General features: G+C 60.4%; 20 protein-coding genes, 4 tRNA genes and 1 pseudogene. 13 read left to right on the forward strand and 12 right to left on the reverse strand.

The features are described from left to right. Positions 1–262: 262 nt before the first annotated feature. The 6 genes from F8N66_RS24610 (at position 263) to F8N66_RS24635 (ending at position 5,597) form a co-directional block, all read left to right on the forward strand. On the forward strand, positions 263–1,327 hold the full coding sequence (locus F8N66_RS24610) for an ABC transporter substrate-binding protein (RefSeq protein WP_150772632.1): 1,065 nt from the start codon (positions 263–265) through the stop codon (positions 1,325–1,327). 160 nt (positions 1,328–1,487) lie between these two features. Next, on the forward strand, positions 1,488–2,294 hold the full coding sequence (locus F8N66_RS24615) for an alkaline phosphatase family protein (protein WP_150772633.1): 807 nt from the start codon (positions 1,488–1,490) through the stop codon (positions 2,292–2,294). Next, on the forward strand, positions 2,291–3,136 hold the full coding sequence (locus tag F8N66_RS24620) for an ABC transporter permease (RefSeq protein WP_150772634.1): 846 nt from the start codon (positions 2,291–2,293) through the stop codon (positions 3,134–3,136). The genes F8N66_RS24615 and F8N66_RS24620 overlap by 4 nt, the downstream gene beginning before the upstream one ends. Then, a complete protein-coding gene (locus F8N66_RS24625; RefSeq protein ID WP_150772635.1) occupies positions 3,123–3,923 on the forward strand; it encodes an ABC transporter permease in 801 nt (266 codons plus the stop codon). Before F8N66_RS24620 ends, F8N66_RS24625 begins: the two co-directional genes overlap by 14 nt. Continuing rightward, a complete protein-coding gene (locus tag F8N66_RS24630) occupies positions 3,920–4,909 on the forward strand; it encodes an ABC transporter ATP-binding protein (RefSeq protein WP_150772636.1) in 990 nt (329 codons plus the stop codon). The genes F8N66_RS24625 and F8N66_RS24630 overlap by 4 nt, the downstream gene beginning before the upstream one ends. Positions 4,910–4,943: 34 nt before the next feature. Continuing rightward, positions 4,944–5,597: an HAD family hydrolase gene (locus F8N66_RS24635; protein WP_150772637.1), complete on the forward strand. Its 654-nt coding sequence runs from the start codon at positions 4,944–4,946 to the stop codon at positions 5,595–5,597. Positions 5,598–5,710: 113 nt separating this feature from the next. On the opposite strand, the gene F8N66_RS24645 is transcribed toward F8N66_RS24635, so the two are convergent. Beyond that, on the reverse strand, positions 5,711–6,673 hold the full coding sequence (locus F8N66_RS24645) for a zinc-binding dehydrogenase (protein WP_150772638.1): 963 nt from the start codon (positions 6,671–6,673) through the stop codon (positions 5,711–5,713). Between the two features lie 138 nt (positions 6,674–6,811). Here F8N66_RS24645 and F8N66_RS24650 point away from each other — a divergent pair, with 138 nt between their 5' ends. Together F8N66_RS24650 and F8N66_RS24655 are read left to right on the forward strand one after the other, a co-directional pair. Further along, a complete protein-coding gene (locus F8N66_RS24650; protein ID WP_191623051.1) occupies positions 6,812–8,893 on the forward strand; it encodes a carboxy terminal-processing peptidase in 2,082 nt (693 codons plus the stop codon). Positions 8,894–9,038: 145 nt separating this feature from the next. Beyond that, on the forward strand, positions 9,039–10,829 hold the full coding sequence (locus F8N66_RS24655) for a bifunctional diguanylate cyclase/phosphodiesterase (protein ID WP_150772640.1): 1,791 nt from the start codon (positions 9,039–9,041) through the stop codon (positions 10,827–10,829). 57 nt (positions 10,830–10,886) lie between these two features. Here F8N66_RS24655 and F8N66_RS24660 read toward each other — a convergent pair. From F8N66_RS24660 to F8N66_RS24685, 6 genes and pseudogenes are all read right to left on the reverse strand, one after another. After that, positions 10,887–14,069, reverse strand: a pseudogene (locus F8N66_RS24660) (RHS repeat-associated core domain-containing protein); the annotation flags it as partial. A 269-nt stretch (positions 14,070–14,338) separates the two neighbouring features. Then, positions 14,339–14,746 (reverse strand): sel1 repeat family protein, encoded by a 408-nt coding sequence (locus F8N66_RS24665; RefSeq protein WP_150772642.1) that lies wholly within the window; start codon positions 14,744–14,746, stop codon positions 14,339–14,341. After that, the gene (locus tag F8N66_RS24670; protein WP_003223109.1) at positions 14,747–15,118 is read right to left on the reverse strand and encodes a hypothetical protein; all 372 of its coding nucleotides are present in this window, start codon (positions 15,116–15,118) and stop codon (positions 14,747–14,749) included. It abuts the gene before it with no gap. Then, positions 15,115–15,456: a helix-turn-helix domain-containing protein gene (locus F8N66_RS24675; protein WP_150772643.1), complete on the reverse strand. Its 342-nt coding sequence runs from the start codon at positions 15,454–15,456 to the stop codon at positions 15,115–15,117. The genes F8N66_RS24670 and F8N66_RS24675 overlap by 4 nt, the downstream gene beginning before the upstream one ends. Before the next feature lie 114 nt (positions 15,457–15,570). Next, complete coding sequence (locus F8N66_RS24680) at positions 15,571–16,026, reverse strand: YkvA family protein (RefSeq protein ID WP_150772644.1); 456 nt, start codon at positions 16,024–16,026, stop codon at positions 15,571–15,573. 292 nt (positions 16,027–16,318) lie between these two features. Then, complete coding sequence (locus tag F8N66_RS24685) at positions 16,319–17,032, reverse strand: FKBP-type peptidyl-prolyl cis-trans isomerase (RefSeq protein WP_150772645.1); 714 nt, start codon at positions 17,030–17,032, stop codon at positions 16,319–16,321. Between the two features lie 269 nt (positions 17,033–17,301). Between F8N66_RS24685 and F8N66_RS24690 the strand changes: the two genes are divergently transcribed. After that, entirely contained in the window at positions 17,302–19,104 is a 1,803-nt protein-coding gene (locus F8N66_RS24690) for a di-heme-cytochrome C peroxidase (protein WP_150772646.1), read from the forward strand. 16 nt (positions 19,105–19,120) lie between these two features. Further along, entirely contained in the window at positions 19,121–20,257 is a 1,137-nt protein-coding gene (locus tag F8N66_RS24695; RefSeq protein ID WP_150772647.1) for a catalase family protein, read from the forward strand. Between the two features lie 219 nt (positions 20,258–20,476). Here F8N66_RS24695 and F8N66_RS24700 read toward each other — a convergent pair. The 4 genes from F8N66_RS24700 to F8N66_RS24715 form a co-directional block, all read right to left on the reverse strand. Further along, positions 20,477–20,553 (reverse strand) — tRNA-Asp (locus tag F8N66_RS24700). Between the two features lie 15 nt (positions 20,554–20,568). After that, positions 20,569–20,644 (reverse strand) — tRNA-Val (locus F8N66_RS24705). Positions 20,645–20,841: 197 nt separating this feature from the next. Next, positions 20,842–20,918, reverse strand: a tRNA-Asp gene (locus F8N66_RS24710). Positions 20,919–20,937: 19 nt separating this feature from the next. Further along, positions 20,938–21,013: transfer RNA gene (locus tag F8N66_RS24715), tRNA-Val, on the reverse strand. 159 nt (positions 21,014–21,172) lie between these two features. Here F8N66_RS24715 and rdgC point away from each other — a divergent pair. The 3 genes from rdgC to sugE all read left to right on the forward strand — a co-directional run bounded on the left by rdgC (position 21,173) and on the right by sugE (position 23,651). After that, positions 21,173–22,093 carry a recombination-associated protein RdgC gene (gene rdgC, locus F8N66_RS24720; RefSeq protein ID WP_008060875.1) on the forward strand — a complete coding sequence of 307 codons (921 nt, stop codon included), beginning with the start codon at positions 21,173–21,175 and terminating at the stop codon, positions 22,091–22,093. A gap of 158 nt (positions 22,094–22,251) precedes the next feature. Beyond that, positions 22,252–23,217, forward strand: coding sequence for a bile acid:sodium symporter family protein (locus F8N66_RS24725; RefSeq protein ID WP_150772648.1), 966 nt, complete (start codon positions 22,252–22,254; stop codon positions 23,215–23,217). A gap of 119 nt (positions 23,218–23,336) precedes the next feature. Continuing rightward, complete coding sequence (gene sugE / locus F8N66_RS24730) at positions 23,337–23,651, forward strand: quaternary ammonium compound efflux SMR transporter SugE (RefSeq protein WP_150772649.1); 315 nt, start codon at positions 23,337–23,339, stop codon at positions 23,649–23,651. Positions 23,652–23,760: 109 nt separating this feature from the next. Here sugE and F8N66_RS24735 read toward each other — a convergent pair whose 3' ends face one another. After that, entirely contained in the window at positions 23,761–25,635 is a 1,875-nt protein-coding gene (locus F8N66_RS24735) for an MFS transporter (RefSeq protein ID WP_150772650.1), read from the reverse strand. Positions 25,636–25,711 lie beyond the last annotated feature (76 nt).

Genomic DNA, 25,711 nt, shown 5'->3' on the forward strand with positions numbered 1-25,711 from the left:
TGAGAGATGACAAGTTGCCCAATGGTCATTCGGATGACGGCCCGCAAAGCCTGCAATTCATCGGCCAAATCCCTTGTGTAGCGGGCTCTTGCCGATGGTCTACGCTTACCGGACACCCGCCAATGCCGGGCAAATAAGCGCCCTGTCGGGCGACGAACGACATCAAAGTGTCATCGAGCGCCCTTAGATTGGCTCAGGTATTGCTGACCTAGACCAACACAATCGCAATCGCAGCGTTGAAAACGCCCATAGGAGCTTCGGAATGAAACAGCTTTTCCTGGCATCACTGTTAGGCTCGACCATTGCCATGTGCACCGCCGCCATGGCGGCTGATGATTTGAAAACCCTGGAAGCCGCTGCGAAAGCGGAAGGCGCGGTCAACAGTGTCGGCATGCCCGATGACTGGGCCAACTGGAAAGGCACCTGGGAAGACCTGGCCAAGAATTACGGCCTCAAACACATCGACACCGACATGAGCTCCGCCCAGGAAATCGCCAAGTTCGCCGCTGAAAAAGACAACGCCAGCGCCGACATCGGCGACGTCGGCGCGGCCTTCGGCCCGATCGCGGTGAAACAGGACGTCACCCAGCCCTACAAGCCATCTACCTGGGACCAGGTGCCAACCTGGGCTAAGGACAAGGACGGTCACTGGGCCTTGGCCTACACCGGCACGATTGCCTTTATCGTCAACAAGAAGCTGCTGCACGGTTCCGACGCACCGACCAAATGGGCGGACCTCAAGGATGGCAAGTACAAAGTGTCCATCGGTGATGTGAGCACCGCCGCACAAGCCGCGAACGGTGTTCTGTCTGCCGCGCTGGCCAACGGTGGTGACGAGAAGAACCTCAAGCCGGCACTGGATCTGTTCGCCGACATTGCCAAACAAGGTCGCCTGTCGATGTCCAACCCGACCATTGCCACCATGGAAAAAGGCGAAATCGAAGTCGGCGTGGTCTGGGACTTCAACGGCCTGAGCTACAAGGCCAAGATGGCCAATCCGGATGACTACACCGTACTGATCCCATCGGACGGTTCGGTGATTTCCGGCTACACCACCATCATCAACAAATACGCCAAGAACCCAAACGCCGCCAAGCTGACCCGCGAGTACATCTTCAGCGACGCCGGCCAGATCAACCTGGCCAAGGGCAACGCCCGGCCGATCCGCGCCGAGCACCTGACCCTGCCAGCCGATGTCCAGGCCAAGCTGCTGCCGAACGAACAGTACAAAAACGTCACGCCGATCAAGGACGCCGATGCGTGGGAAAAAACCTCCAAGTCGCTGCCTCAGAAGTGGAACGAAGAAGTCATCGTGGAAATGAAATAACGCGGTAGATCCCTGTGGGAGCGGGCTTGCTCGCGAAGGCGGCGTATCAGTCGACATCAATGTTGAATGATCAACCGCTTTCGCGAGCAAGCCCGCTCCCACAGTGGACCGAGTGAAGTCCGAAATTTCCGATTTCCTGTTTCGTGGAGTTTTTGCCCCTATGAAGCACAACGTCATCCTTGTCGTGCTCGACGGCCTCAATTACGAGGTCGCCCGCCACGCCATGGGGCACCTGCAGGCCTACGTCGGCGCAGGACGCGCAGCGCTCTACAAACTGGAGTGCGAGCTGCCGGCCCTGTCCCGACCGCTGTACGAATGCATCCTGACCGGCGTCACGCCGATCGACAGCGGCATCGTTCACAACAACGTCTCGCGCCTGTCCAACCAGCGCAGCATCTACCACTACGCCACCGACGCCGGCCTTACCACCGCCGCGGCCGCCTATCACTGGGTCAGCGAACTGTATAACCGTTCGCCGTTCGTGGCGGCCCGGGATCGCCACACCGACAACCCCGGGCTACCGATCCAGCACGGGCACTTCTACTGGAGCGATCACTACCCCGACTCGCACCTGTTCGCCGACGCTGAAAGCCTGCGCCTGCGCCATGCGCCGAATTTCCTGCTGATTCACCCCATGAACATCGACGACGCCGGGCACAAGCACGGCCTGGACACCCCGCAATACCGCAACAGCGCCCGTTCGGCCGACATCATCCTGGCCGACTACCTGCAAGGCTGGCTCGACGCCGGGTATCAGGTGCTGGTGACCGCCGATCACGGCATGAACAACGACCGCTCCCATAACGGCCTGCTGCCCGAAGAACGCGAAGTGCCGCTGTTCGTGCTCGGCGATGCCTTCAGCTTCAACGCCGATGCCACGCCCGGACAGACCGAGATTTGTGGCACCGTTTGCGAACTGCTGGGCGTGCCCCACGACAAACCCGTGTGCCGGGAGCTGCTCAAGTGACCTCAACGACTCGCGGCAAATGGCTGGCCGCCTTGTGCCTGGTGCCCTTCGCCCTGTTCTTCATCGTGTTCGAAATTGCCCCGCTGACATGGGTGATGATCAACAGCCTGGAATCGGAAGAATTCGGCTGGGGCATCGCCAATTTCACCCGGATTTTCAACTCGAAGTTCTATCTGCAGGCGATCCAGTACAGCCTGGAAATCAGCTTCTGGTCCAGCGTGTTCGGCATCGTCATCGCGGTGCTCGGTGCTTATTCCCTGCACCGGGTCGACTCGAAACTGCGCAACTTCGTCAACGCCTTCGCCAACATGACCAGCAACTTCAGCGGCGTACCGCTGGCCTTCGCGTTCATCATCCTGCTGGGCTTTAACGGCACCTTCACCATCATGCTCAAACAGGCCGGGATCATTCAGGACTTCAACCTGTATTCGAAAACCGGCGTGATCATTCTCTACACCTACTTCCAGATTCCCCTTGGCGTGCTGCTGCTCTACCCGGCCTTCGATGCCCTGCGCGAAGACTGGCGCGAGTCTGCCGCGCTGCTCGGGGCGAACAGTTGGCAATTCTGGCGGCACATCGGCCTGCCCGTGCTGACCCCGGCCCTGCTCGGCACGTTCGTGATCCTGCTGGCCAACGCCCTCGGCGCCTACGCCACGGTGTATGCCCTGACAACCGGCAACTTCAACGTGATGCCGATCCGGATCGCGGCGATGGTCTCCGGCGACATTTCCCTGGACCCGAACCTGGCCAGCGCGCTGGCCGTGGTGCTGGTGGCGTTGATGACCCTGGTGACCGTCGTGCATCAGCTGCTGTTGAAGAGGAGCTACCATGTCTCGCGCTGAATCGGGCCCCGCCGGCATCTACCATCGGATCGTGGTCTATCTGCTGTTCGCCATCCTTTTACTGCCATTGGTCGGCACCTTTATCTACTCGATTTCCAGCAGCTGGTCGGCAACCATCCTGCCCAGCGGCTTCAGCATCAAATGGTATGCGCAATTGTGGAGCGATCCGCGCTTCCTGGGTGCTTTCGGCCAATCGCTGCTGGTCTGCGTGGGCGCGCTGGTGCTGTCGGTGGTGCTGATTCTGCCGTTGCTGTTCGTGGTGCATTACCACTTCCCGAAACTCGATGCCCTCATGAACATCCTGATCCTGCTGCCCTTCGCCGTGCCGCCGGTGGTGTCATCGGTCGGGCTGTTGCAGCTTTACGGTTCCGGGCCGTTGGCGATGGTGGGCACGCCGTGGATCCTGATCGGCTGCTACTTCACCGTGGCGCTGCCGTTCATGTACCGGGCGATCACCAATAACCTGCAAGCGATCAACCTGCATGACCTGATGGACGCCGCCCAGCTGCTTGGCGCCAGCACCTTTCAGGCGGCGATCCTGGTGGTCCTGCCGAACCTGCGCAAGGGCCTGATGGTGGCGCTGCTGTTGTCGTTCTCGTTCCTGTTCGGCGAGTTCGTGTTCGCCAACATCCTCGTCGGCACCCGTTACGAAACCCTGCAGGTCTACCTCAACAACATGCGCAACAGCAGCGGCCACTTCACCAGTGCGCTGGTGATTTCCTACTTCTTCTTTGTGCTGGTTCTGACCTGGGCGGCCAATATCTTGAACAAGGACAAAAGCGAATGAGCTATGTCAGCGTCCAACATCTGCAGAAAAACTACGCGGGCACCCCGGTGTTCAGCGATATCAACTGCGACATCCAGAAAGGCGAATTCGTCACCCTGCTCGGCCCGTCCGGGTGCGGGAAGTCCACGCTGCTGCGTTGCATCGCCGGGCTGACCTCGGTGGATGGCGGCAAGATCCTGCTCGATGGCGTCGATATCGTGCCGTTGAGCCCGCAAAAACGCGGGATCGGCATGGTGTTCCAGAGTTATGCACTGTTCCCCAACATGAACGTCGAGCAAAACGTTGCCTTCGGCTTGCGCATGCAGAAGGTCAATGCCGACGACACCCAAAAGCGCGTCGCCGAGGTACTGAAACTGGTGGAGCTCAATGACTTCGCCGCCCGTTATCCGCATCAGCTGTCCGGCGGCCAATGCCAGCGTGTCGCCCTCGCCCGTTCGCTGGTGACCCGGCCACGCCTGCTGCTGCTGGATGAACCGCTGTCGGCCCTGGATGCGCGGATCCGCAAGCACCTGCGTGAACAGATCCGTCAGATCCAGCGCGAACTGGGTCTGACCACGATTTTCGTCACACACGATCAGGAAGAAGCCCTGACCATGTCTGACCGGATTTTCCTGATGAATCAGGGAAAAATCGTACAAAGCGGCGACGCCGAGACCCTGTACACCGCGCCGGTGGATGTGTTCGCCGCCGGGTTCATCGGCAACTACAACCTGCTGGACGCCGCCGCGGCCTCGAAGCTGCTGCAACGTCCCGTCACCCACCGCATCGCCATTCGCCCGGAGGCCATCGAATTGAGCCTGACCGGCGAGCTGGACGCTCAGGTGCGCAGCCACAGCCTGCTGGGCAACGTGATTCGCTACCGCATCGAAGCCCGCGGCGTGGAATTGGTGGTGGATGTGCTCAACCGCTCGGGCGCCGACCTGCATCCCGATGGTCAGCGCCTGGCGCTTTCCATCGATCCGACGGCCCTGTGTGAGGTAGCCTGATGCCTTTGCTGACGTTGAAGAGAGAACCGCACTGATGGCCCTGGCAATTTTTGATCTGGACGAAACCCTGATCCACGGCGATTGCGCCACCCTCTGGAGCGAACAAATGGGTCGCCTGGGCTGGGTCGATCCCGACTCTTTCATGCGCAAGAACGACGAGCTGATGGACGCCTACAGCCACGGCAAGCTGCGCATGGAGGAATTCATGACCTTCAGCCTGGAACCGATGATCGGGCGCACGCCCGAGGAGGTCGAGCACCTGGTCGGCCCGTGGGTGGAAGACTTCATCGAGCCGATCATCTTCAGCGACGCCACCAAGGCCATCGCCGCCCACCGCAAGGCTGGCGACCGCATCCTGGTGATTTCGGCCTCGGGCACGCACCTGGTCGGGCCGATTGCCGAGCGCCTGGGCATCGACGAGATTCTCGGGATCGAGCTGGAAGTGGCGCACGGGGTTTATACCGGCCACACCGTCGGCACCCTGACCTACCGCGAGGGCAAGATCACCCGGCTGCTGGAATGGCTGGATGCGGAAGAGGAAAACCTGGAAGGCGCGAGTTTCTATTCCGACTCACGCAATGACCTGCCGTTGTTGCTGAAGGTGGACTTCCCGCACGTGGTCAACCCGGATCCGGTGCTGCTTGAGCAGGCCGAAAAGGCCGGCTGGCCGATCCATATCTGGAAGTAATCCGGATCCCTGTGGGAGCGGGCTTGCTCGCGAAAGCGGTTGATCATTCGACATTGATGTCGACTGACATGCCGCCTTCGCGAGCAAGCCCGCTCCCACAAGGTTCGGTGGTGTCAGGTCAAGCTCTCGTCAATCACCAACACCAGTTTCCCCGCCACCGTGTTACTCGCCAACTGCGCAAACGCCGCCTCGGCATCCTTGATCGGGAAGGCCTTGGCCAGTTGCGGGCTCAGGCGTTTATCGGCGAACAGCGGCCAGACATGCTGGCGCAGATCGCTAAACAGATCCGCCTTGAACTGATCGTCACGACTGCGCAGGGTCGACCCCAGCAGCTGCACACGCTTGGCCAGCACCTGCGCCAAGTCCAGCTTGGCTTCGCGACCGCCCATCAGGCCGATCAGCACCCAGCGACCGTCAGCCGCCAGCAGTTTCAGGTTCAGCGCCGCGTAGTTGCCGCCCACCGGGTCGAGGATGACGTCGAACGGCCCCAGGTCCCTCAGGCTCTCCAGGTCGCCGGTGCGCACCACGCCACCCTGGGCCCCGAGCGCTTCGCAGTAGGCCAGGCGCTCGGCGGAGCCGACGCTGACCCAGCACGGATTGCCAAACGCCTTGCACAGCTGAATGGCCGCTGAACCGATGCCACTTGCGCCGGCGTGCAGCAAAACTTTTTCACCCGGCTTGAGCGCGGCGAGCTGAAACACATTCAACCAGACAGTCGCATAGACTTCCGGCAACGCAGCGGCTTCGGCCAACGACATTTCGTCGGGAACCGGCAACACGTGCCGTCCGTCGACAACCACCTCTTCGGCCATCCCGCCCCCGGCCAGCAAGGCGCAAACCCGATCCCCCACTTGCCAGGACGAGCCCGCGCCGACCTCGCTGATGACTCCCGAACACTCTAGACCGAGCACCTGGCTGGCCCCCGGCGGAGGCGGGTAAAGACCGGCCTTCTGTAACAGATCGGCGCGATTGAGACCCGCAGCCGCCACTCGAATGCGAACTTGCCCCACATCACACGCAGGACTTGGCTCTTCAACCCACTCCACTTGACCGTCAACGCCTTGCAATGCTTTCACAGTGCCTCCATAGTGAGTCTGGACTGAGCCCGAAGCTGTAGCGCCGGGCTTTTTGCATTATGCGACCGGCCCTTGTGGAACCGGCGACTTCAAAGACGGCCTAATATGCGTTATCAATTGTCCCCGCGTCGAATCAACATGAAGCGTTTGTTCCCCAGCACTGCCCTCGCCCTTTTCATCGGTATCGGCCTTTTGCCGCTGTCCGGCAATTCTTTCGCAGCCAATAGCTGGGACAAGCTTCAACCTGATCGTGACGAAGTCATCGCCAGTCTGAACGTCGTGGAGTTGCTCAAGCGCCACCACTACAGCAAGCCGCCGCTCGATGACGCGCGCTCGGTGATCATCTACGACAGTTACCTGAAGTTGCTGGACCCCTCGCGCAGCTATTTCATGGCCAGCGACATCACCGAATTCGACAAGTGGAAAACCCAGTTCGACGACTTCCTCAAGAGCGGCGACCTCAACGCCGGGTTCACCATCTACAAGCGCTACCTGGACCGCGTCAAGGCGCGTCTGGACTTCGCCCTTGCCGAGCTGAACAAGGGCGTCGACAAGATCGACTTCAATACCAAGGAAACCTTGCTGATCGACCGCAAGGACGCCCCTTGGCTCAAATCCACCGCCGAACTCGACGACCTGTGGCGCAAACGCGTCAAGGACGAGGTCCTGCGGATGAAGATCGCCGGCAAGGATTCCAAGCAAATCCAGGAAACCCTGACCAAGCGCTACAAGAACCAGTTGGCGCGCCTGGACCAGACCCGCGCGGAAGACATCTTCCAGGCGTACATCAACACCTTCGCCATGTCCTACGACCCGCACACCAACTATCTGTCGCCGGATAACGCGGAAAACTTCGACATCAACATGAGCCTGTCCCTGGAGGGCATCGGCGCCGTGTTGCAGAGCGATAACGATCAAGTGAAAGTCGTGCGCCTGGTGCCGGCAGGCCCCGCGGACAAGACCAAGCTGGTCGCCCCGGCCGACAAGATCATCGGCGTTGCCCAGGGCAACAAGGAGATGGTCGACGTGGTGGGCTGGCGCCTCGACGAAGTGGTCAAGCTGATTCGTGGGCCGAAAGGCACCGTGGTGCGCCTGGAAGTGATCCCGGCCAGCAATGCGCCGAACGACCAGACCAGCAAGATCGTGCCGATCACCCGCGAAGCGGTGAAGCTCGAAGACCAGGCCGTGAAGAAGTCGGTGCTCAACCTCAAGCAGGATGGCAAGGACTACAAGCTGGGCGTCATCGAGATCCCGGCCTTCTACCTGGACTTCAAGGCCTTCCGTGCCGGCGATCCGGACTACAAGAGCACCACCCGCGACGTCAAGAAGCTGCTGACCGAGTTGCAGAAAGACAAGGTCGACGGCGTGGTCATCGACCTGCGTAACAATGGCGGCGGCTCCCTGCAGGAAGCCACCGAGCTGACCAGCCTGTTCATCGACAAGGGGCCGACCGTCCTCGTGCGTAACGCCGATGGCCGCGTCGATGTGCTCGAAGATGAAAACCCGGGCGCGTTCTACAAAGGCCCGATGGCGTTGCTGGTCAACCGCCTGTCCGCCTCGGCTTCGGAAATTTTCGCCGGCGCCATGCAGGACTACCACCGCGCACTGATCATCGGCGGCCAGACCTTCGGCAAAGGCACCGTGCAGACCATCCAGCCGCTGAACCATGGCGAACTGAAACTGACCCTGGCCAAGTTCTACCGGGTTTCCGGCCAGAGCACCCAGCATCAGGGCGTACTGCCGGACATCGATTACCCGTCGATCATCGACACCAAGGAAATCGGCGAAAGCGCCCTGCCGGAAGCCATGCCGTGGGACACCATCCGCGCGGCGATCAAGCCGGCGGTCGACCCGTTCAAACCGTACATCACCCAGCTCAAGTCCGAGCATGACGTGCGTACGGCCAAGGACGCGGAGTTCGTGTTCATTCGCGACAAGCTGGCCCTGGCGCAGAAGCTGATGTCGGAAAAAACCGTCAGCCTCAACGAGGCCGACCGTCGTGCGCAACACGCCGATATCGAAGCCAAGCAACTGGCCATGGAGAACATCCGTCGCAAGGCCAAGGGTGAAGAGCCGCTCAAAGAGCTGAAGAAAGAAGACGAAGACGCGATCGCGGCCGAGCCGGACAAGACCAAGCCGGAAGACGATGCCTACCTGAGCGAGACCGGACGCATCCTGCTGGACTACCTCAAGCTCAACACGGCGGTGGCCAAGCACTGAGTGCTTCAACACAAATGATGGCAATTTAATGCTGACGCTCCCCGGAGCGTCATCAAACAGTCATCATCCTGTCGTGAAATAAAGGACTGGGCGTGCTCTTTTACCAAGGGCACGCCCAGTCCTTTATTTATCGCCAGAGATCGCCATGACCACGACCGAACAGCTGAGTGCATTGAGTTCAATCCTGACTCAAGGCGGCTTGCACAGTCTGTTCCAGCCCATCGTCAGCCTCTCCGAGCGACGGATTCTCGGCTACGAAGCCCTCAGTCGCGGCCCGTCCAACAGCCCCCTGCACTCCCCCATCGCCTTATTCGCCGTGGCCAGGCAAGCCGGCCGCTTGAGTGAACTGGAAATTGCCTGTCGGCACAGCGCCTGTCGACGTTTCAATGAACAGCAACTGCCCGGCAAGCTGTTTCTCAACGTGTCTCCCGAATCCCTGCTCGAATCCGCTCACCAACCGGGTCGCACCCTGCAATTGCTCCAGGATTTCGGCATTCCGCCGAGCCAGGTGGTGATCGAACTCACCGAGCAGACGCCGATCGATGATTTCCAGTTGCTGCAAAACGCCCTGCATCACTACCGGGCAATGGGTTTTTCCATTGCCCTGGATGACTTGGGTGCCGGCTATTCAAGCCTGCGCCTGTGGTCCGAGCTGCGCCCGGACTACGTGAAGATCGACCGGCATTTCATCGACGGCATTCATCAGGATGCGCTCAAGCGCGAGTTCGTCGGGTCGATCCTGCAAATCGCCAAGGCGTCGCGGGCGCAGGTGATCGCCGAAGGTATCGAGCTGCCGGAAGAGCTGGCCGTGTTGACCGAAATGGGTGTCGATCTGGTCCAGGGCTACCTGCTCTGCCGCCCCCAGGAACATCCGCCCCGGGACGCCCGGACCCTGATGCCCAGGCAAGACAATACCGCCGTGGCGTTGAACGACGAAGCCAGCGACCTCAGCGCCCTGCTCAATGACCAGCCCGCCGTGGGCCGCCATACCCCGACCGCCAACGTCCTTGAGGCCTTCCGCCGCCAGGCCAACCTGAACTCGCTGGCGGTGCTGGACGAACAAGGCCAGCCTTGCGGCATCGTCCACCGGCATTCACTTTCGGATGCGTTGCTCAAGCCGTTTGCCACCGACCTCTTTGCCCGCAAACCCATCAGCCGCTTGATGAACGATGACTTCCTCGCCGTCGAACTGAGCCAGTCGCTGCAACAGGTCAGCCGCCTGATCACCAGCCGGGCCCGGCAACGCATCGAAGAAGATTTCATCATCACCCTCAACGGTAGCTACCTGGGCCTGGGCCGGGTGATCGATGTGCTCAAACTGATTACCGAACTGAAAATCCAGCAGGCCCGCTACGCCAACCCGCTGACCCTGCTGCCGGGCAACGTGCCGATCCAGCAATGCCTCACGCGGTTGTTACAACAGAAGCGCGAGTCGGTGATTTGTTATGTCGACATCGACAGCTTCAAACCCTTCAACGACATCTACGGCTACGGTCGCGGCGACGAAGTCCTGCTGTGCCTGGCGCAATGCCTGAATGACCGCGTCGATCCGTCCCGCGACTTCGTCGGCCACATCGGCGGCGATGACTTCCTGCTGGTGCTCGGCCCGGAAGACTGGGGCAAACGTTTAAACCAGCTGCTGGACGATTTCCAGAGCCAGTGCCGACGCTTCTACCGCACCGAACACCTCGAAGCCGGCTGCTTCATCGCCCCCAACCGCCAGGGTGTGCGCCAGGAATTTCCGTTGCTGTCCCTGTCCATCGGCGTGGTGCATTTGCATCCCGAGGCTTGCGCAACCATCGACGCCAGTCAGTTGGCTGAGATGGCGTCCCAGGCCAAACATCACGCGAAGAATGTACCGGGGTATAGCGTGCATGTCATTGATAGCCTGGCGGTGCCGGAGTCCGTGGAGGAATACCGGGTTGGACAGCGGTGACTGATCTGAAGCCATCGCGGTCAACCACGCCGCCAGAGGTTTTTACGTCGCTCGCAAATGTGGAACCCCGGGTTCACCTTCATTCGCATTAGCGCCCGCACTGCCATCTGGCGCCGGGCACCCCGTCGGATTCGGCACATACCGATAGGCATTCAACCCACCCGCCAGCTTCACCGGTTCCGGCGTCAGATAGCGCCCGTTATCCGGCTGATAGTAGCGATGGCGACTGCAGTGCAACCCGCTCTCGGCGTCGAAGTACTGGCCCTGCAAACGCAGCGGTTGCTCCGGCTGTTCGCCGCCGTGCCTCAGTTGGCTGACTTTTCCGTAAGCGGTGTATCGGGCCGACCAGACGATGTCGCCACGGTAGTCGGTGAGTTCCTGCGGGTTGCCGAGGTGGTCGAGTTGATAGAAAAACGGGCAAGCGTGCTCCGGTCCTTGGCCGTCGAGCAGCGCCAGCGGGCGGAAGCTGCCGGGCTCGTAGAGGTAGCTGCGGTAGTGGCTGGCGCTGCTTTCGGCGATGAGCTGGTTGCCTTGCCAGAAGAAGGCAGTGGTGTGGCCGTCGACGGTCTTGGCGATGCGTCTACCGAAGGCGTCGTAACGGTAGGAGGCCTGGCAGCCGTCGGGCAGCTGGATAGCGATAAGCCGGTGCTGGCTGTCGTAGCGGTATTCGGTGACGGCATTGCCACGGCGTTCGCGGATCAGGTTGCCGTAGGCGTCGTAGTCGTAGTGGCAGTCGCCGTGGCGCAGCAGGCGGTTGCCCTTCAAGTGCCAGGGGCCGGGGCGGTCGTGGATCAGCAGGTTGCCGGCCGGGTCGTGGCTGAAGTGTTCTGGGGTCTGTTCGCGGGAGTGGCGGACGTGGATCAGGCGGTCGAGTGGGTCGTACTGGTAGTGGCGCTGGCCGTGACGGCTGTCGCTGACCTGTAGGAGGTTGCCGTTGGCGGCGTAGGCATAGTCGCGACGGTACAACAGAGCCTGGTTTTGGCAGACGGTGTGGGCTCGCAGGCGGCCCTGTTTGTCGTAGGCGTAGTCACTGAGCAACAGGCCTTGCTGGCGCTGGCGCTCACGGCCGAAGTCGAACCGATGGCCGGTGAGCCGAGAACCGTTGAGATCAATGGCGGTCAGCGCACCGCCCTCGGCGCGGTGATATTGAAGACGGCTGTTGTCCGGCAGGTACAGGTGCCGGAGCTGGCCGCAAGCGTCATAGCCGTAGCTCAGCGTGCCCCAGCCCTGGTGTTCAGTGATCAGTCGGTCATGGGCGTCGTATTCGAACGCCAGTGGATGGTCCTGACCGTCGTCGACGCTGGCCAGGCGCCCCAGGCTGTCGTAGCGGTACTCGACCCGGATCCCGTCGGGCAGGGTCTTGGCCCGCAGGCGCCCGGCACTGTCACGTTGATGGACGGTGACGAGTTGCGAGCCGTCATCACCGAACTCGGTTTTTTTCAGCAACTGGCCGTTGCGGTCGTAGGCATAAGCGGTGCGTCGGCCTTCGAAGCCGGTTTCCTGTCGAATCAATCCACCGGGCGTGTAGTCCAGCCGATATTTGTCACCGCTTTCGTTCTCGATCTCGGTCAGCAACAGCTGTGCGTGGTCGTAGCGGTATTTGAGTTGCGTGCCGTCGGGGTTGATCCGCCGACTGACCAAGTGCAGATCGTCGGCATACTCATAGCGAGTGACGCGCTCCAGTTCATCGCGCTCGGCGGTGAGACGGCCGTCGGCGTTATAGCTGAAACTGCGACTGGCGCCGGTAGGAAGAATCGTCCGCAGCAGTCGGCCGACGGCATCCCACAGGTAATGGGTGACGCCGCCGAATTCATCCTGAACGGTAATCCGCCGCCCCAACACGTCGTAGGCATACTGCCGGCGCCCACCGTCGGGTAGGGTTTCGCCGCGCAATTGGCCGAGGCGGTTCCATGTAAACAGATGACAGCTGTGGTCCGGGTATCGGATCAGCAGCAAGCGGCCCTGGGCATTGTATTCGTGGCAGATGATTTCACCGTCGGGGTCGATCAGCCGGATGACATCGCCCTGGGCGTTGCGTCGCAAGGTCCACTTGGCCTGGCCACGATAACGGGCGTGCAGGAAACCGTTACGGTATTCGTAGGACGTCGGCGCATCTTCCGGCGGAATCAGCGCGATCAACCGTCCGCTTTCGTCGTAGCGGTATTCGGTGATGGCGCCGAGCGCGTCTTGCTCGGCCATCAAGCGGCCCTGGGCGTCATAGGTCCTTTGCTGTTCACCGCCGTCGGCCGCGACCCGGCGCACCAGCCGCGCCTGATGGTCGTGGACGTAGGTTTCCCGGCTCCCGTCGGCGTGCGTAAGCTGCACGCTTGCGCCGTCGCCCCAGTGATACCGGGTGTTCATCCGGGTAAACGACGCCCAAAGGCGGATGCAGCGCGCCGCCTTGCCGGGCCGCTCCCATTCCCAGTAGAAACTGGCGCCTGCGGCCAGTTGTCGCTGCAAAATGACGTGCTGCTCGTCGTAGTCGTAACGCTCGCTTTCCCCGGCGGCGTTGCGCGCTTCGATCAACCGGCCCCGGGCGTCGTAGCGGTAGTTGACCAGCGTCTGTTCGGTGCGCCAGGCCGGTGGCTGGCCCTCGACGAGGTCAAAGCTCTGGTAATCGATGGCAATCAGGTGCTGGCGCTCATAACGCAGCTGCAAGCAACGCCCGGCACCGTTATCCAGGCGCTGGATACGCTCGGATAAATCGCGCTGCACCGTCAGACGATTGCCGTAGGCGTCGCTGATCGCCGTCAGATGCCCAGCGCGAAAATGATAGAAACGTGCCGTTTCGCCGGCCAGCGCCACAATCAATTCTTCATGCTGATCACCGAGATAAATCGCCGCCCGCGACAAGCTGTTGTGGATGGCCGGTCGCGCCAGAGTCGGTAGCGGAAACGGCGTACGGCGGTTTTCGTGGTCGATCCACAGCACCGAGTCGCACTTGATCTCCAGACGCTGGGCCAGCGAATGGCTCCAGCCAAAACCGAGGCCACAGTCGATGTCCGCTGCGCTGGTGCGATAGAGGCGGATGAACTCGAACGGCAACATCCCGTCGAGCACACCGTCGGTGAGGATCAGCAGCCCTTCACCGGTGACCAGCGACACCGGGCAGCCGTGGATGGCGGTGCTGAAGGCGGAATCGGCATGGTCGCCGCACGGATTTTTTGCCCGAATCGTGACGTCGTCGTAAGTTCCGCCGCGGAACAGGCCCCTGCCATTTTCATCGAGGGTGACGGTCCTGGTCTGGAAAGGGTCGAGCGCCTGCCCGATCCGGGCAATGTGATCCATTCGCCCATCAACAGGTAGGCATTTGCGAAAAACCGGGTAGGACATGAGCAATCTCTCGCACTGAAAATTGGGCGCGAGGGACTGTGCGGGGGATTAATGAGGAAAGAAGTCAGGCAAGGATGATGTTGATGTAGGGCGATTCGCTAAAACCTCTTCACCTACAAAAAAGTGGCGTAGGAGTGCTCCCCCTACGCCACGCGCATCTGTCAGATAGATCGTTTTTATTCCATGGAACGGCGCGATGCCAGTTCCTGGAGCTTGACCTGTGCGAGAGGATGCCCGGCCTTCGTGGCTATCAGCCAGAATCGTGCAGCTTCGGCACGATCCGGGGCTTTGCTCGCAGACCCGGCAAGGCTGATCACTCCCATTTGATACGCCGCTTTGCCATCGCCCGCCAATGCCGCCAAGCGCAGCAGGCGAACCCCCTCTTCGCGTGCGCCCAGACCGACGCCGCGAAAGGTCAGGATGTGGCCATAAAAACTCTGGGCGCCGACATCACCCAGGTTCGCCATGCGCGCAAACTGACCTTCAAGCCAGCTCCAGCCTCGGGGTTGTCGCACAAACCATGGCCAATGAAACAGCCGGCGTGCCAGCCAGTAACCGAATCGGGCCTTGATGCGTAAAAACACTCAGGCCTCCGCCGATTCGGGGTACTCGTATTCGAACACCCGCACCACTTCCGAGGCATGCCAGGAAGCGGCAGCGACGCCATCGGAGGGTCCGGAAAAACGCCCGAGACGCTCGACACACTCAAAGAATCCGGTGCGTGGCAGGCGACTGGCACCCTGGCTGATCACCAGCGAACTGCGCAAGGGCTGCTCGGCCTTGGCATCCAGCGCAGCCAGATGTTCAAGCGCGGCCGTCAGGGTTTGCATGGCCGGTGTCGGGAGTTGCAGACGCTCGAGCAACGCCCGGTAAGTCAGCAGATGACGCTGTCGACGCGCCTGATCCAGTTCGCCCAGCAATCCGTCCCAGTGTTGACGACTGATGCGTACGCTCACGATTCATCCCTCCAACCGGGCACCGTCAACTCCCAGGCCAGGCTGCGGCGAATCGCAGCGTCGGGCTGACGCTCGCCACTCTCGATCATGGCCAGATACGACGGGCTGATGCCTACCGTGCGGGCGAGCGCCTCGATGGCGATGCCCTTGCCTTCGCGCAAACTGCGTAATTGATCAAGACCTGGAAGAATCGGGTCCTGGGTTGCTGCGAGCGGCGCCGGAGCCGGGCGCGGCGGTGCTTCGTTGATGCCTGCTGCTTTCAGTAGAGCCTGATACTGAGCCCATGGCAGAACCGCGTATTCGGGTTCGCCTTCGCGTGTAATTATCTGAATATCCATGTTTACCCCGTAGGACAACAACACTTGGCGAGTCGGCACTTTTCCCTAGAAGTGTAATCCTAACAGCGGCCAAGGTCGCGGGGGGTATCTATCTGTGGAGGAGACTTTATCGACTCAGCGTTTTTTCGGTCCCTGGAGTTGAAGTTGTTCAGGTGTATCGGGCAAGCGCTCGACCACCGCCAGTTTCTCGGGCACCTGACGCTTGCGCCAGACCCGGAAGGCGTTGAGTTCATCGTCGAGGACTTTCATCAGCCAACCCAGCACCGCGATGTCATCGAGCATGCCGAACATGGGCAGGAAATCCGGAATCGCATCCAGCGGGCTGAGAAAGTACATCAGGCCTGCCACGACCGAGACCACGGCTTTCGGACTGATCGCACGATACTCACCGCGCCAGTAGGCCAGGCAAAGTGCTTGCAGCAGACGCAGATCATCCTTGAACTTGCCCAGCCGGTTACCCTGGCTGGCGCCTTTACTGGCCACCGCGAACAACAAGGTCGGCAAGCGCCCACGTGCGAGCAAACGTCCCGCCAATGGCAGGAAACGCGCAAAATTCCAGGGTGCTTTCATGAGTTTCTCCCACGGAAATGTTATCCACACAAATTGTGGATAACCTTGTGAACAGAGCTGCTTTTCAGCGCTGAAAGCCCCGTTCCACAAGGGCTGAGCTTAGATCGGGCGTTTTTTACTCATCGAAAAAAACCCAATATTTCATTGACTTGGCGGTCTGACGCGGTTAGCGCCAGCCCCACAATGGCTATGACTGCAGCCTACAGCATCTGTTCGCTTTGTTTACCCGCGCCGCACGCCAGATGCAACAACGCCCCGCAAAAGCGAGGCGTTGTTTTCAAGCAGACGCTGATTACTTGGCGGCGTCTTCTTTTGCGGGATCTTTGATCGCCAGCAGTTCCAGGTCGAATACCAGCACCGAGTTGGCCGGGATTGCCGGGCTTGGGCTTTGCGCGCCGTAAGCCAGTTCGCTTGGAATGTACAACTTGTACTTCTCGCCGACATGCATCAGTTGCAGGCCTTCGACCCAACCCGGAATCACACCGCTGACCGGCAGATCGATCGGGCTGCCGCGCTCGACGGAGCTGTCGAAAACGGTGCCGTTAGTCAGCTTGCCGGTGTAGTGAACGGTCACTACGTCAGTCGGCTTCGGCTGGGCGCCATCGGCTTTCTTTTCCACTTCGTACTGCAAACCCGACGCAGTGGTCACGACACCGGATTTCTTGGCGTTTTCTTCGAGGAATTTCTTGCCGGCGGCTGCCGACTCTTCGCTCATCTTGGCCATACGCTCTTCGGCACGCTTTTGCAGTGCGGCAAAGGCTTCAACCAATTCTTCATCTTTGAGTTTCTGTTCTTTCTTACCGACGGCATCTTCGATGCCCTGGGCAACAGCTTTGGAATCCAGGTCATCCATGCCTTCCTGAGCCAGGCTCTTGCCCATGTTCAGACCAATGCCGTAGGAAGCTTTTTGCGCCGGGGTTTTCAGCTCTACGCTGGTCTGCGAGTCGCAACCCGCAAGTACCAGGCTAACCAGGGCCACCGCCGCCGCCAACCGATGCTGTTTCATGCTATTTCCTTGTTCATGCGCCTAAAGGGCAATCGAGTAAAGCCGCGAGCTTATCAGGCGGCCACGACCAATGGCTACCGGCATGAGAGCCGGGCATTTGCGATAAGTTCAGGTGTTTAAACGCTTTTCGCAGTGTAGATGATGAAACTTCTGTCATCTCGCTCTCGCGCAAGAAGATTCCTTATCCCACAAGCGCCGACGTAATGGCCACTTGCCGCTCACTTGGGGCTCAGGCATAACAGTAGAACAAATCGACAAGGATGTTCATCTTGCGCCTCTTATTTCGCTTGCTGATCCTGATCGTCGTCCTGCTGGGCGTGGGTCTCGCTGTGATCCTGTATTACGTCGCCAACCCCCAATTGCCGCGCTGGAGCCCCGCGCAACAGGTGCATTACCTGGAGCAATGGAGCGCCGACGATCGCCAGACTTATTACTTCACACCGCAAGGCACCCAGGTCAAAGGCCTGCGCTACGACTGGTTCACCGCGCTTGAGCTGCCCTTCTCCTCACAACGCTTCGCCGCCCCCGAATACCTCGCGCGCTTTGGCTTTCTGATTGACCCCGGCCAAAAACCCGCGCCGAACAACCCCGGCAATCTGCCGGTGGGCTTTGCCCGCCATCAAAATCCGGGCGGCACGGATACATTTCTGGATATTACCTGCGCCGCCTGCCACACCGGCGAGCTGCGTTTCAACGGCCAGGCCGTGAGGATCGACGGCGGATCGGCGCAGCACGTCTTACCCTCCAGTGTGCCTACATTGCGTGGAGGCAGTTTCGGACAAGCACTGGTCGCCAGTCTGGCCTCGACTTACTACAACCCGTGGAAATTCGAACGCTTTGCCCGCAAGGTCCTGGGCGCCGACTACGAGGCGCGACACCGGCAACTGCGCAAGGATTTCAAAGTGTCCCTCGACACCTTCCTGAAAGTGGCCTGGAACGACACCCATCGCGGCCTTTACCCCACCGAAGAAGGCCCTGGACGCACCGACGCCTTCGGGCGCATCGCCAATGCCAGCTTTGGCGATGCGATTTCCCCCGCCAACTACCGCGTCGCCAACGCCCCTGTCGACTATCCACAGTTGTGGGACATGTGGACCTTCGATTGGGTGCAGTGGAATGGCTCGGCGCAGCAGCCCATGGCACGCAATATCGGTGAAGCCCTGGGCGTGGGCGCCACATTGAGCTTTTTTGACAGCAACCGACAGCCGCTGATGGGCGATGACCGCTACCCCTCCAGTGTGCGAGTGCGCGATTTACATCGGATCGAACAAACCCTGCAACGGTTGGAGCCACCCGCCTGGCCAGAAGCACTGCTGGGGAAAATCGATAAACCCCTGGCCGCCAAAGGCCGTGCCCTGTTCAGTGAAAATTGTGCCGGCTGCCACGTACCGCGTGTGACTCAGGGTGAAGGGCGATACGTGCAGCACCTGAAAATGCTCCCGGTCGACTACATCGGCACCGATCCCGGGGCTGCCAACAACATCGCCGACCACCGTTTCGACCTGACGGCGCTGCGATGGAGCCAGAAGGAGCTGGAGCAACTGGACGTCGATCCAAAACCCGTCGAACCGCTGGACCTGAGCCAGATGTCAGTGGCCAAGGGACTGGCCTATGTCACGGCGTTCGTCGAAAACCGGGCGTATCGCGAGGCGGGGATTACCCCCGTCGAGCGGGCGGAAATGGACGGCTTCGGCTTGCCGATCGGTGTACGCGAGCTGCGCGCCTACAAGGCTCGCCCCCTGGCGGGTGTGTGGGCAACGGCGCCGTTTCTGCACAACGGTTCGGTGCCCAGCCTTTTCCAGCTGCTCTCGCCGCAGGATGAACGCGCGACGACGTTCTACAAAGGCACGTTCGAGTACGACCCGAACCACCTGGGTTATCGCACCGAAGCTTTTCCCAACGGTTTTCTGTTCGACACACGCATGACCGGTAACCACAACAGCGGCCATGAATTCCGCTCCGGCAAGCGCGGCAACGGCGTGATCGGACGCCTGCTGCAGCCGCAGGAGCGCTGGGCGCTGCTGGAGTATCTGAAAGTGTTGGGCGGCCCATTGGAGTCGCAATTGCCATGATCAAAAGGACCCCCGCATGCTGAAGACCCTCTGGCTGCGCCTGGGCGCTTTTCTCGGCAAGACACTGCTGTGGTTGATGGGGCTTGGGTTACTGGGCTGGGCACTGGCCACGGCGTGGTTTGCCGGGCAGCACCGCGGGCCGGTCTCGGCACAGGAACTGATTCCGGACGGCGAAACGGCAATGACCCAGGAGATCATTCAGACTGCCGTGCGCATCGTCGACCAGCACCGTGAAAGCACTCGCTATCTGCGCGATGCCCACGCCAAGGCCCACGGCTGCGTGCAGGCTGAAGTCCAGGTGCTGCCGGACTTGGCAGGCGAGCTGCGCCAGGGTGTGTTCAGTGAGCCGGGTAAAAACTGGCGAGCGACGATGCGTCTGTCCAACGGCAACGCCTACCCGCAGTTCGACAGCATTCGTGACGCACGGGGCATGGCGCTCAAGCTGCTCGATGTGCCAGGCCAACAACTGTTGAGCGATCGACAGCCAAGGAGCGAACAGGATTTCGTGATGTTCAGCCATCCGAATTTCTTCGTCAGCGATGTCGCCGAGTATCGGCAGAACGTCGCGGCTCAGGCGGATGGCAAAAAGGTGATGGCGTTCTTTCCGGGCTGGGACCCGCGTAGCTGGCAGGTTCGTCATTTGTTCATCGCTTTGGCGACATTGTCCCCTGCCCCGCCGAGCCCGACCCACACGACTTACTTTTCTGTTTCACCCTACAAGTTCGGTGACGCCAATGCCAAGTTTCGGGTGATGCCAGATCCGGCAAGTTGCCCAAGCTATACCCTGCCGACACAAAACCAGAAGTTGCCGAATTTCCTGCGCAGTGCCTTGAACCAACAGCTGTCGACCGATCGTGCGCCGGCGTGCTTCGCCCTGCAGATCCAGCGTCAGGACGCAAACAGGTACATGCCGATTGAAGACACCAGTATTGAGTGGAGCGAGAAGGATGCGCCATTCCAGACCGTGGCGCGGATTACAGTACCGGCGCAGGATTTCGATACGCCGGCGCTGAACCTGCAATGCGACAACCTGTCATTCAATCCATGGTTTGGAATCGAGGCGCATCGCCCGATTGGCGGTATCAATCGACTTCGCAAAGCCGTTTATGAAGCCGTCAGTGATTACCGCCACGCACGCAATACAGGGCAATAGCCTAAATATCGAACTGTAGGAGCGAGCAGGCTCGCGATGAACCCGAGAACACCACGGGGGTATCAGATATCCCGCGTGATCGTTAACGACCATCGCGACGATTCGACAGGTTCGCTCCTGCAAAAAGCAGGAATGACCAAACGCCAGACGACAAAAAGCCCGCACAAGGCGGGCTTTCTGTGTGGTGACCTGGCGTTCAGTGTTCCAGGTTACCGAATATGGCGCAGCGGACGGGACTCGAACCCGCGACCCCCGGCGTGACAGGCCGGTATTCTAACCGACTGAACTACCGCTGCGCGTAGCGTTGAAAGTGGTGGGTGATGACGGGATCGAACCGCCGACATTCTGCTTGTAAGGCAGACGCTCTCCCAGCTGAGCTAATCACCCTTTACCTTCGTTGCGGGACACATTATGCCACAGGTTTTCATAAAGTGTTGATTTAATTGATAAATTTTTCAAAAAAATCTGAAACCGGTAAAACGACACATCCCGCGGTACAACAGTCAAACTGCAGACAGAAAAAAACCCGCTTTAGCGGGCTTTTCCGTGGTGACCTGGCGTTCAGTGTTCCAGGTTACCGAATATGGCGCAGCGGACGGGACTCGAACCCGCGACCCCCGGCGTGACAGGCCGGTATTCTAACCGACTGAACTACCGCTGCGCTAAACACTTGAAACGAATGGTGGGTGATGACGGGATCGAACCGCCGACATTCTGCTTGTAAGGCAGACGCTCTCCCAGCTGAGCTAATCACCCTTCGCTTCGGTGTGGCGCGCATTCTACGGAGCGACCCACCCTCTGGCAAGCACTTTTTTAATTAATTTTCTCAGGCCTTCCAAAGGCTTAGAGAAGGGTTGGCCTATGACCCGGCGAAGACAATAATGCCCGCCTTTGTATAAAGGAGAGACTCACCCCATGTGGTTCAAAAACCTGCTTATCTATCGCCTGACCCAAGATCTGCCTGTTGATGCCGAGGCGTTGGAAACTGCACTGGCCACCAAACTGGCGCGCCCATGTGCAAGCCAGGAGTTGACCACCTACGGTTTCGTTGCGCCGTTCGGCAAGGGCGAAGATGCCCCGCTGGTGCATGTCAGCGGTGACTTCCTGCTGATCAGCGCGCGCAAGGAAGAACGCATCCTGCCGGGTAGCGTCGTGCGCGATGCGGTGAAGGAAAAGGTCGAAGAGATCGAAGCCGAACAAATGCGCAAGGTCTATAAGAAGGAACGCGACCAGATCAAGGATGAAATCATCCAGGCTTTCCTGCCGCGCGCCTTTATCCGCCGCTCGTCGACCTTCGCCGCCATTGCGCCGAAACAGGGCCTGATCCTGGTCAACTCGGCCAGCCCGAAACGCGCCGAAGACCTGCTATCTACCCTGCGTGAAGTGATCGGCACCCTGCCGGTGCGCCCGCTGACCGTGAAGATGTCCCCGACCGCGACCATGACCGAGTGGGTCACCACCCAGAAAGCCGCGGACGATTTCTTTGTACTGGACGAGTGCGAGCTGCGCGACACCCACGAAGACGGCGGCATCGTGCGCTGCAAGCGTCAGGACCTGACCAGCGAAGAAATCCAGCTGCACCTGAGCACCGGCAAGGTGGTCACCCAGTTGTCGCTGGCCTGGCAGGACAAGCTGTCCTTCGTCCTCGACGACAAAATGGTGGTCAAGCGCCTGAAGTTCGAAGACCTGCTGCAAGACCAGGCGGAACAGGACGGCGGTGATGAAGCCCTCGGCCAGCTGGATGCCAGCTTCACCCTGATGATGCTGACCTTCGGCGACTTCCTGCCGGCGCTGGTTGAGGCGTTGGGGGGCGAGGAGACGCCGCAGGGCATCTGATTGTCTTGATCCTTGGCGTTTGAAAAAGATCGCAGCCTTCGGCAGCTCCTACATAGGGACTTTCTTTTCCCTGTAGGAGCTGCCGAAGGCTGCGATCTTTTTTTGCAGACGACGTATGCTTAGCTCCCTAACGCTTTTCACATAACAAGGATAAAGCCATGCGCGCACTGGCTGCATTGAGTCGTTTTGTCGGCAACACCTTCGCTTACTGGGTTCTGATATTCGCTGTCGTGGCATTCCTGCAACCGGCATGGTTCATCGGCCTCAAGGGCGCCATCGTGCCGCTGCTGGGCCTGGTGATGTTCGGCATGGGCCTGACCCTCAAGCTCGAAGACTTCGCAGAGGTCGCCCGCCATCCATGGCGCGTCGCCCTGGGCGTGGTTGCGCATTTCGTGATCATGCCCGGCGTGGCGTGGTTGCTCTGCCAGGCCTTCCATCTGCCGCCGGAGATCGCCGTCGGCGTGATCCTGGTCGGCTGCTGCCCAAGCGGCACTTCTTCGAACGTGATGACCTGGCTGGCACGCGGGGACCTGGCGCTGTCGGTGGCCATCGCTGCCGTGACCACCCTCCTCGCCCCGTTGCTGACCCCGGCGCTGATCTGGCTCCTGGCATCGGCCTGGTTGCCGGTCTCGTTCATGGAATTGTTCTGGTCGATCCTGCAAGTGGTGCTGCTGCCGATCGTGCTCGGCGTCGTGGCCCAGCGCCTGCTCGGTGACCGGGTTCGCCACGCGGTAGACGTGTTGCCGCTGGTGTCGGTGGTGAGCATCGTGATCATCGTTACCGCCGTGGTGGCCGCCAGCCAGGCGAAAATCGCCGAGTCCGGCCTGCTGATCATGGCCGTGGTCATGCTGCACAACAGCTTCGGCTACCTGCTGGGCTATTTCACCGGGCGCCTGTTCAAGCTGCCATTGGCCCAGCGAAAATCCCTGGCCCTGGAAGTCGGCATGCAGAACTCCGGCCTGGGCGCTGCGTTGGCCAGTGCGCACTTTTCGCCGCTGGCGGCGGTGCCTAGCGCGCTGTTCAGCGTCTGGCACAACATCTCCGGGGCACTGCTGTCGACGTACTTCCGTCGCATGAGCGAGAAACAGGACCGGGAAATCGCTGCCGGGCAAGCCACCGATTGATACGAAAACTTGATCCCCGGATTAATGCTGGGCACTATATTGCGCAACGCGAGGACGACCTCGCGGCTCGATCGAGTCATTAATCTGGGGACGACCCCGTCAATCGATGGAGGTCTCTCATGTCCTGGATCATTCTGTTTTTCGCCGGCCTGTTCGAAGTTGGCTGGGCCGTCGGCCTGAAATACACCGACGGGTTCAGCCGCCCGCTCCCCACTGCCCTCACCATTGCAGCCATGGCTGTCAGCCTTGGCTTGCTGGGCCTTGCCATGAAGGAATTGCCGCTGGGCACGGCCTATGCCATCTGGACGGGCGTGGGTGCCGTCGGCACGGTGATCGCCGGGATTATTCTGTTTGGGGAATCGATGGCGCTGATTCGACTGGCGAGCGTGGCGTTGATCATTACCGGGTTGGTCGGGCTCAAGGTCAGCGCTTAAGCGCCTACCGCTTTCGCGAGCAAGCCCGCTCCCACACACAAACGCTGCGTTCACTGAAGATCCAATGTGGGAGCGGGCTTGCCCGCGAAGAGGCCGGCACCATCACCGCCTATCTAACGGCACCCCGCAAATCCCCCACCAGCGCCTGCAACTTCGCCGGCTCCGCCACCTCGACCGCCACCGCCGGCCCCGCCACCAATGTCACCCGCGACCACAACCGGCGAAACAGCCCCTTGCCCGGATCGCGGCTGAAGAAACTCCCCCACAGCCCCTGCAAGGCCAGCGGAATCACCGGCACCGGCGTTTCTTCGAGAATCCGCGTCAGCCCACCCTTGAACTCGTTGATCTCGCCATCGGTCGTTAATTTCCCCTCAGGGAAAATGCACACCAACTCGCCATCCTTCAGATACCGGGCAATGCGCGTGAAGGCTTTTTCGTAGATCTGGATGTCTTCGTGACGCCCGGCAATCGGAATGGTCCCGGCCGTGCGGAAGATAAAGTTCAGCACCGGCAGGTTGTAGATTTTGTAGTACATCACAAAGCGAATCGGCCGACGCACCGCCCCACCGATCAGCAAGGCATCGACGAACGACACATGGTTGCACACCAGCAACGCCGCGCCTTCATCGGGTATCAGGTCCAGGTTGCGATGCTCCACGCGGTACATGGAATGGCTGAGCAGCCAGATCATGAAACGCATGGTGAACTCCGGGACGATCTTGAAGATGTAGGCGTTGACGCCGATGTTGAGCAACGACACCACCAGGAACAACTGCGGGATCGACAGCTTGACCATGCTCAGCAGGATGATCGAGACAATTGCCGACACCACCATGAACAACGCATTGAGAATGTTGTTGGCGGCAATCACCCGCGCCCGCTCGTTCTCGGCCGTGCGGGACTGGATCAGCGCGTACAGCGGCACGATGTAGAAACCACCGAACACCCCCAGGCCGAGAATGTCGAGCAACACCAGCCAGGTGTGGCCAAAGCCGAGGATTTCGATCCAGCCATGCCCCGCAGCACTGTCAGGAATGCCGCCGGAATGCCACCACAGCAGCAGGCCGAATACGGTCAGGCCGAACGAGCCGAACGGCACCAGGCCGATTTCGACTTTGCGACCGGACAGTTTCTCGCACAGCATCGAACCCACCGCGATACCGACCGAGAACACGGTAAGAATCAGCGTCACCACGGTTTCGTCACCGTGCATCCATTCCTTGGCATAGGCCGGGATCTGCGTCAGATAGATCGCCCCGACGAACCAGAACCATGAGTTACCGACAATCGAGCGCGACACCGCCGGGGTTTGCCCCAGGCCCAGTTTCAGCGTGGCCCAGGACTGGCTGAAAATGTTCCAGTTCAGGCGCATGTCCGGCGTTGCCGCCGCAGCCCGCGGAATACCGCGGCTGGCCAGGTAACCGAGCACGGCGATGCCGATGATCGCGGCGGAAACGACGGGGGCGTAGTGACTGGACGACATCATGACCCCGGCACCGATGGTCCCCGCCAGGATTGCCAGGAAGGTGCCCATTTCCACCAGGCCGTTGCCACCGACCAACTCATCCTCATGCAGGGCCTGTGGCAGGATCGAATACTTCACCGGCCCGAACAGCGCCGAGTGCGTGCCCATGGCGAACAGCGCCAGCAGCATCAGCCACAGGTGATCGAACAGGAAGCCGATCGCGCCGACCGCCATGATGGCGATTTCCCCCAGCTTGATCAGGCGGATCAGTGCGTCCTTGGCGAACTTTTCCCCGAACTGCCCGGCCAGCGCCGAGAACAGAAAGAACGGCAGAATGAACAGCAGGGCACACAGGTTGACCCAGATCGAACGGTCACCGTCGATCGTCAGCTTGTACAAAATGGCGAGGATCAACGACTGCTTGAAGATGTTGTCGTTGAACGCCCCGAGGGACTGCGTCACGAAGAACGGCAGGAAGCGCCGGGTGCGCAACAAGGTGAATTGCGAGGGGTGACTCATCGTCCATGTGTCCCTGATGGTGGGTTGGCGTGGATACGGTTATTGGAATGTCGAACTTCGATCCAGGCCACACATT

It is taken from the genome of Pseudomonas fluorescens, assembly GCF_902498195.1.
GTDB lineage: Bacteria > Pseudomonadota > Gammaproteobacteria > Pseudomonadales > Pseudomonadaceae > Aquipseudomonas > Aquipseudomonas fluorescens_BU.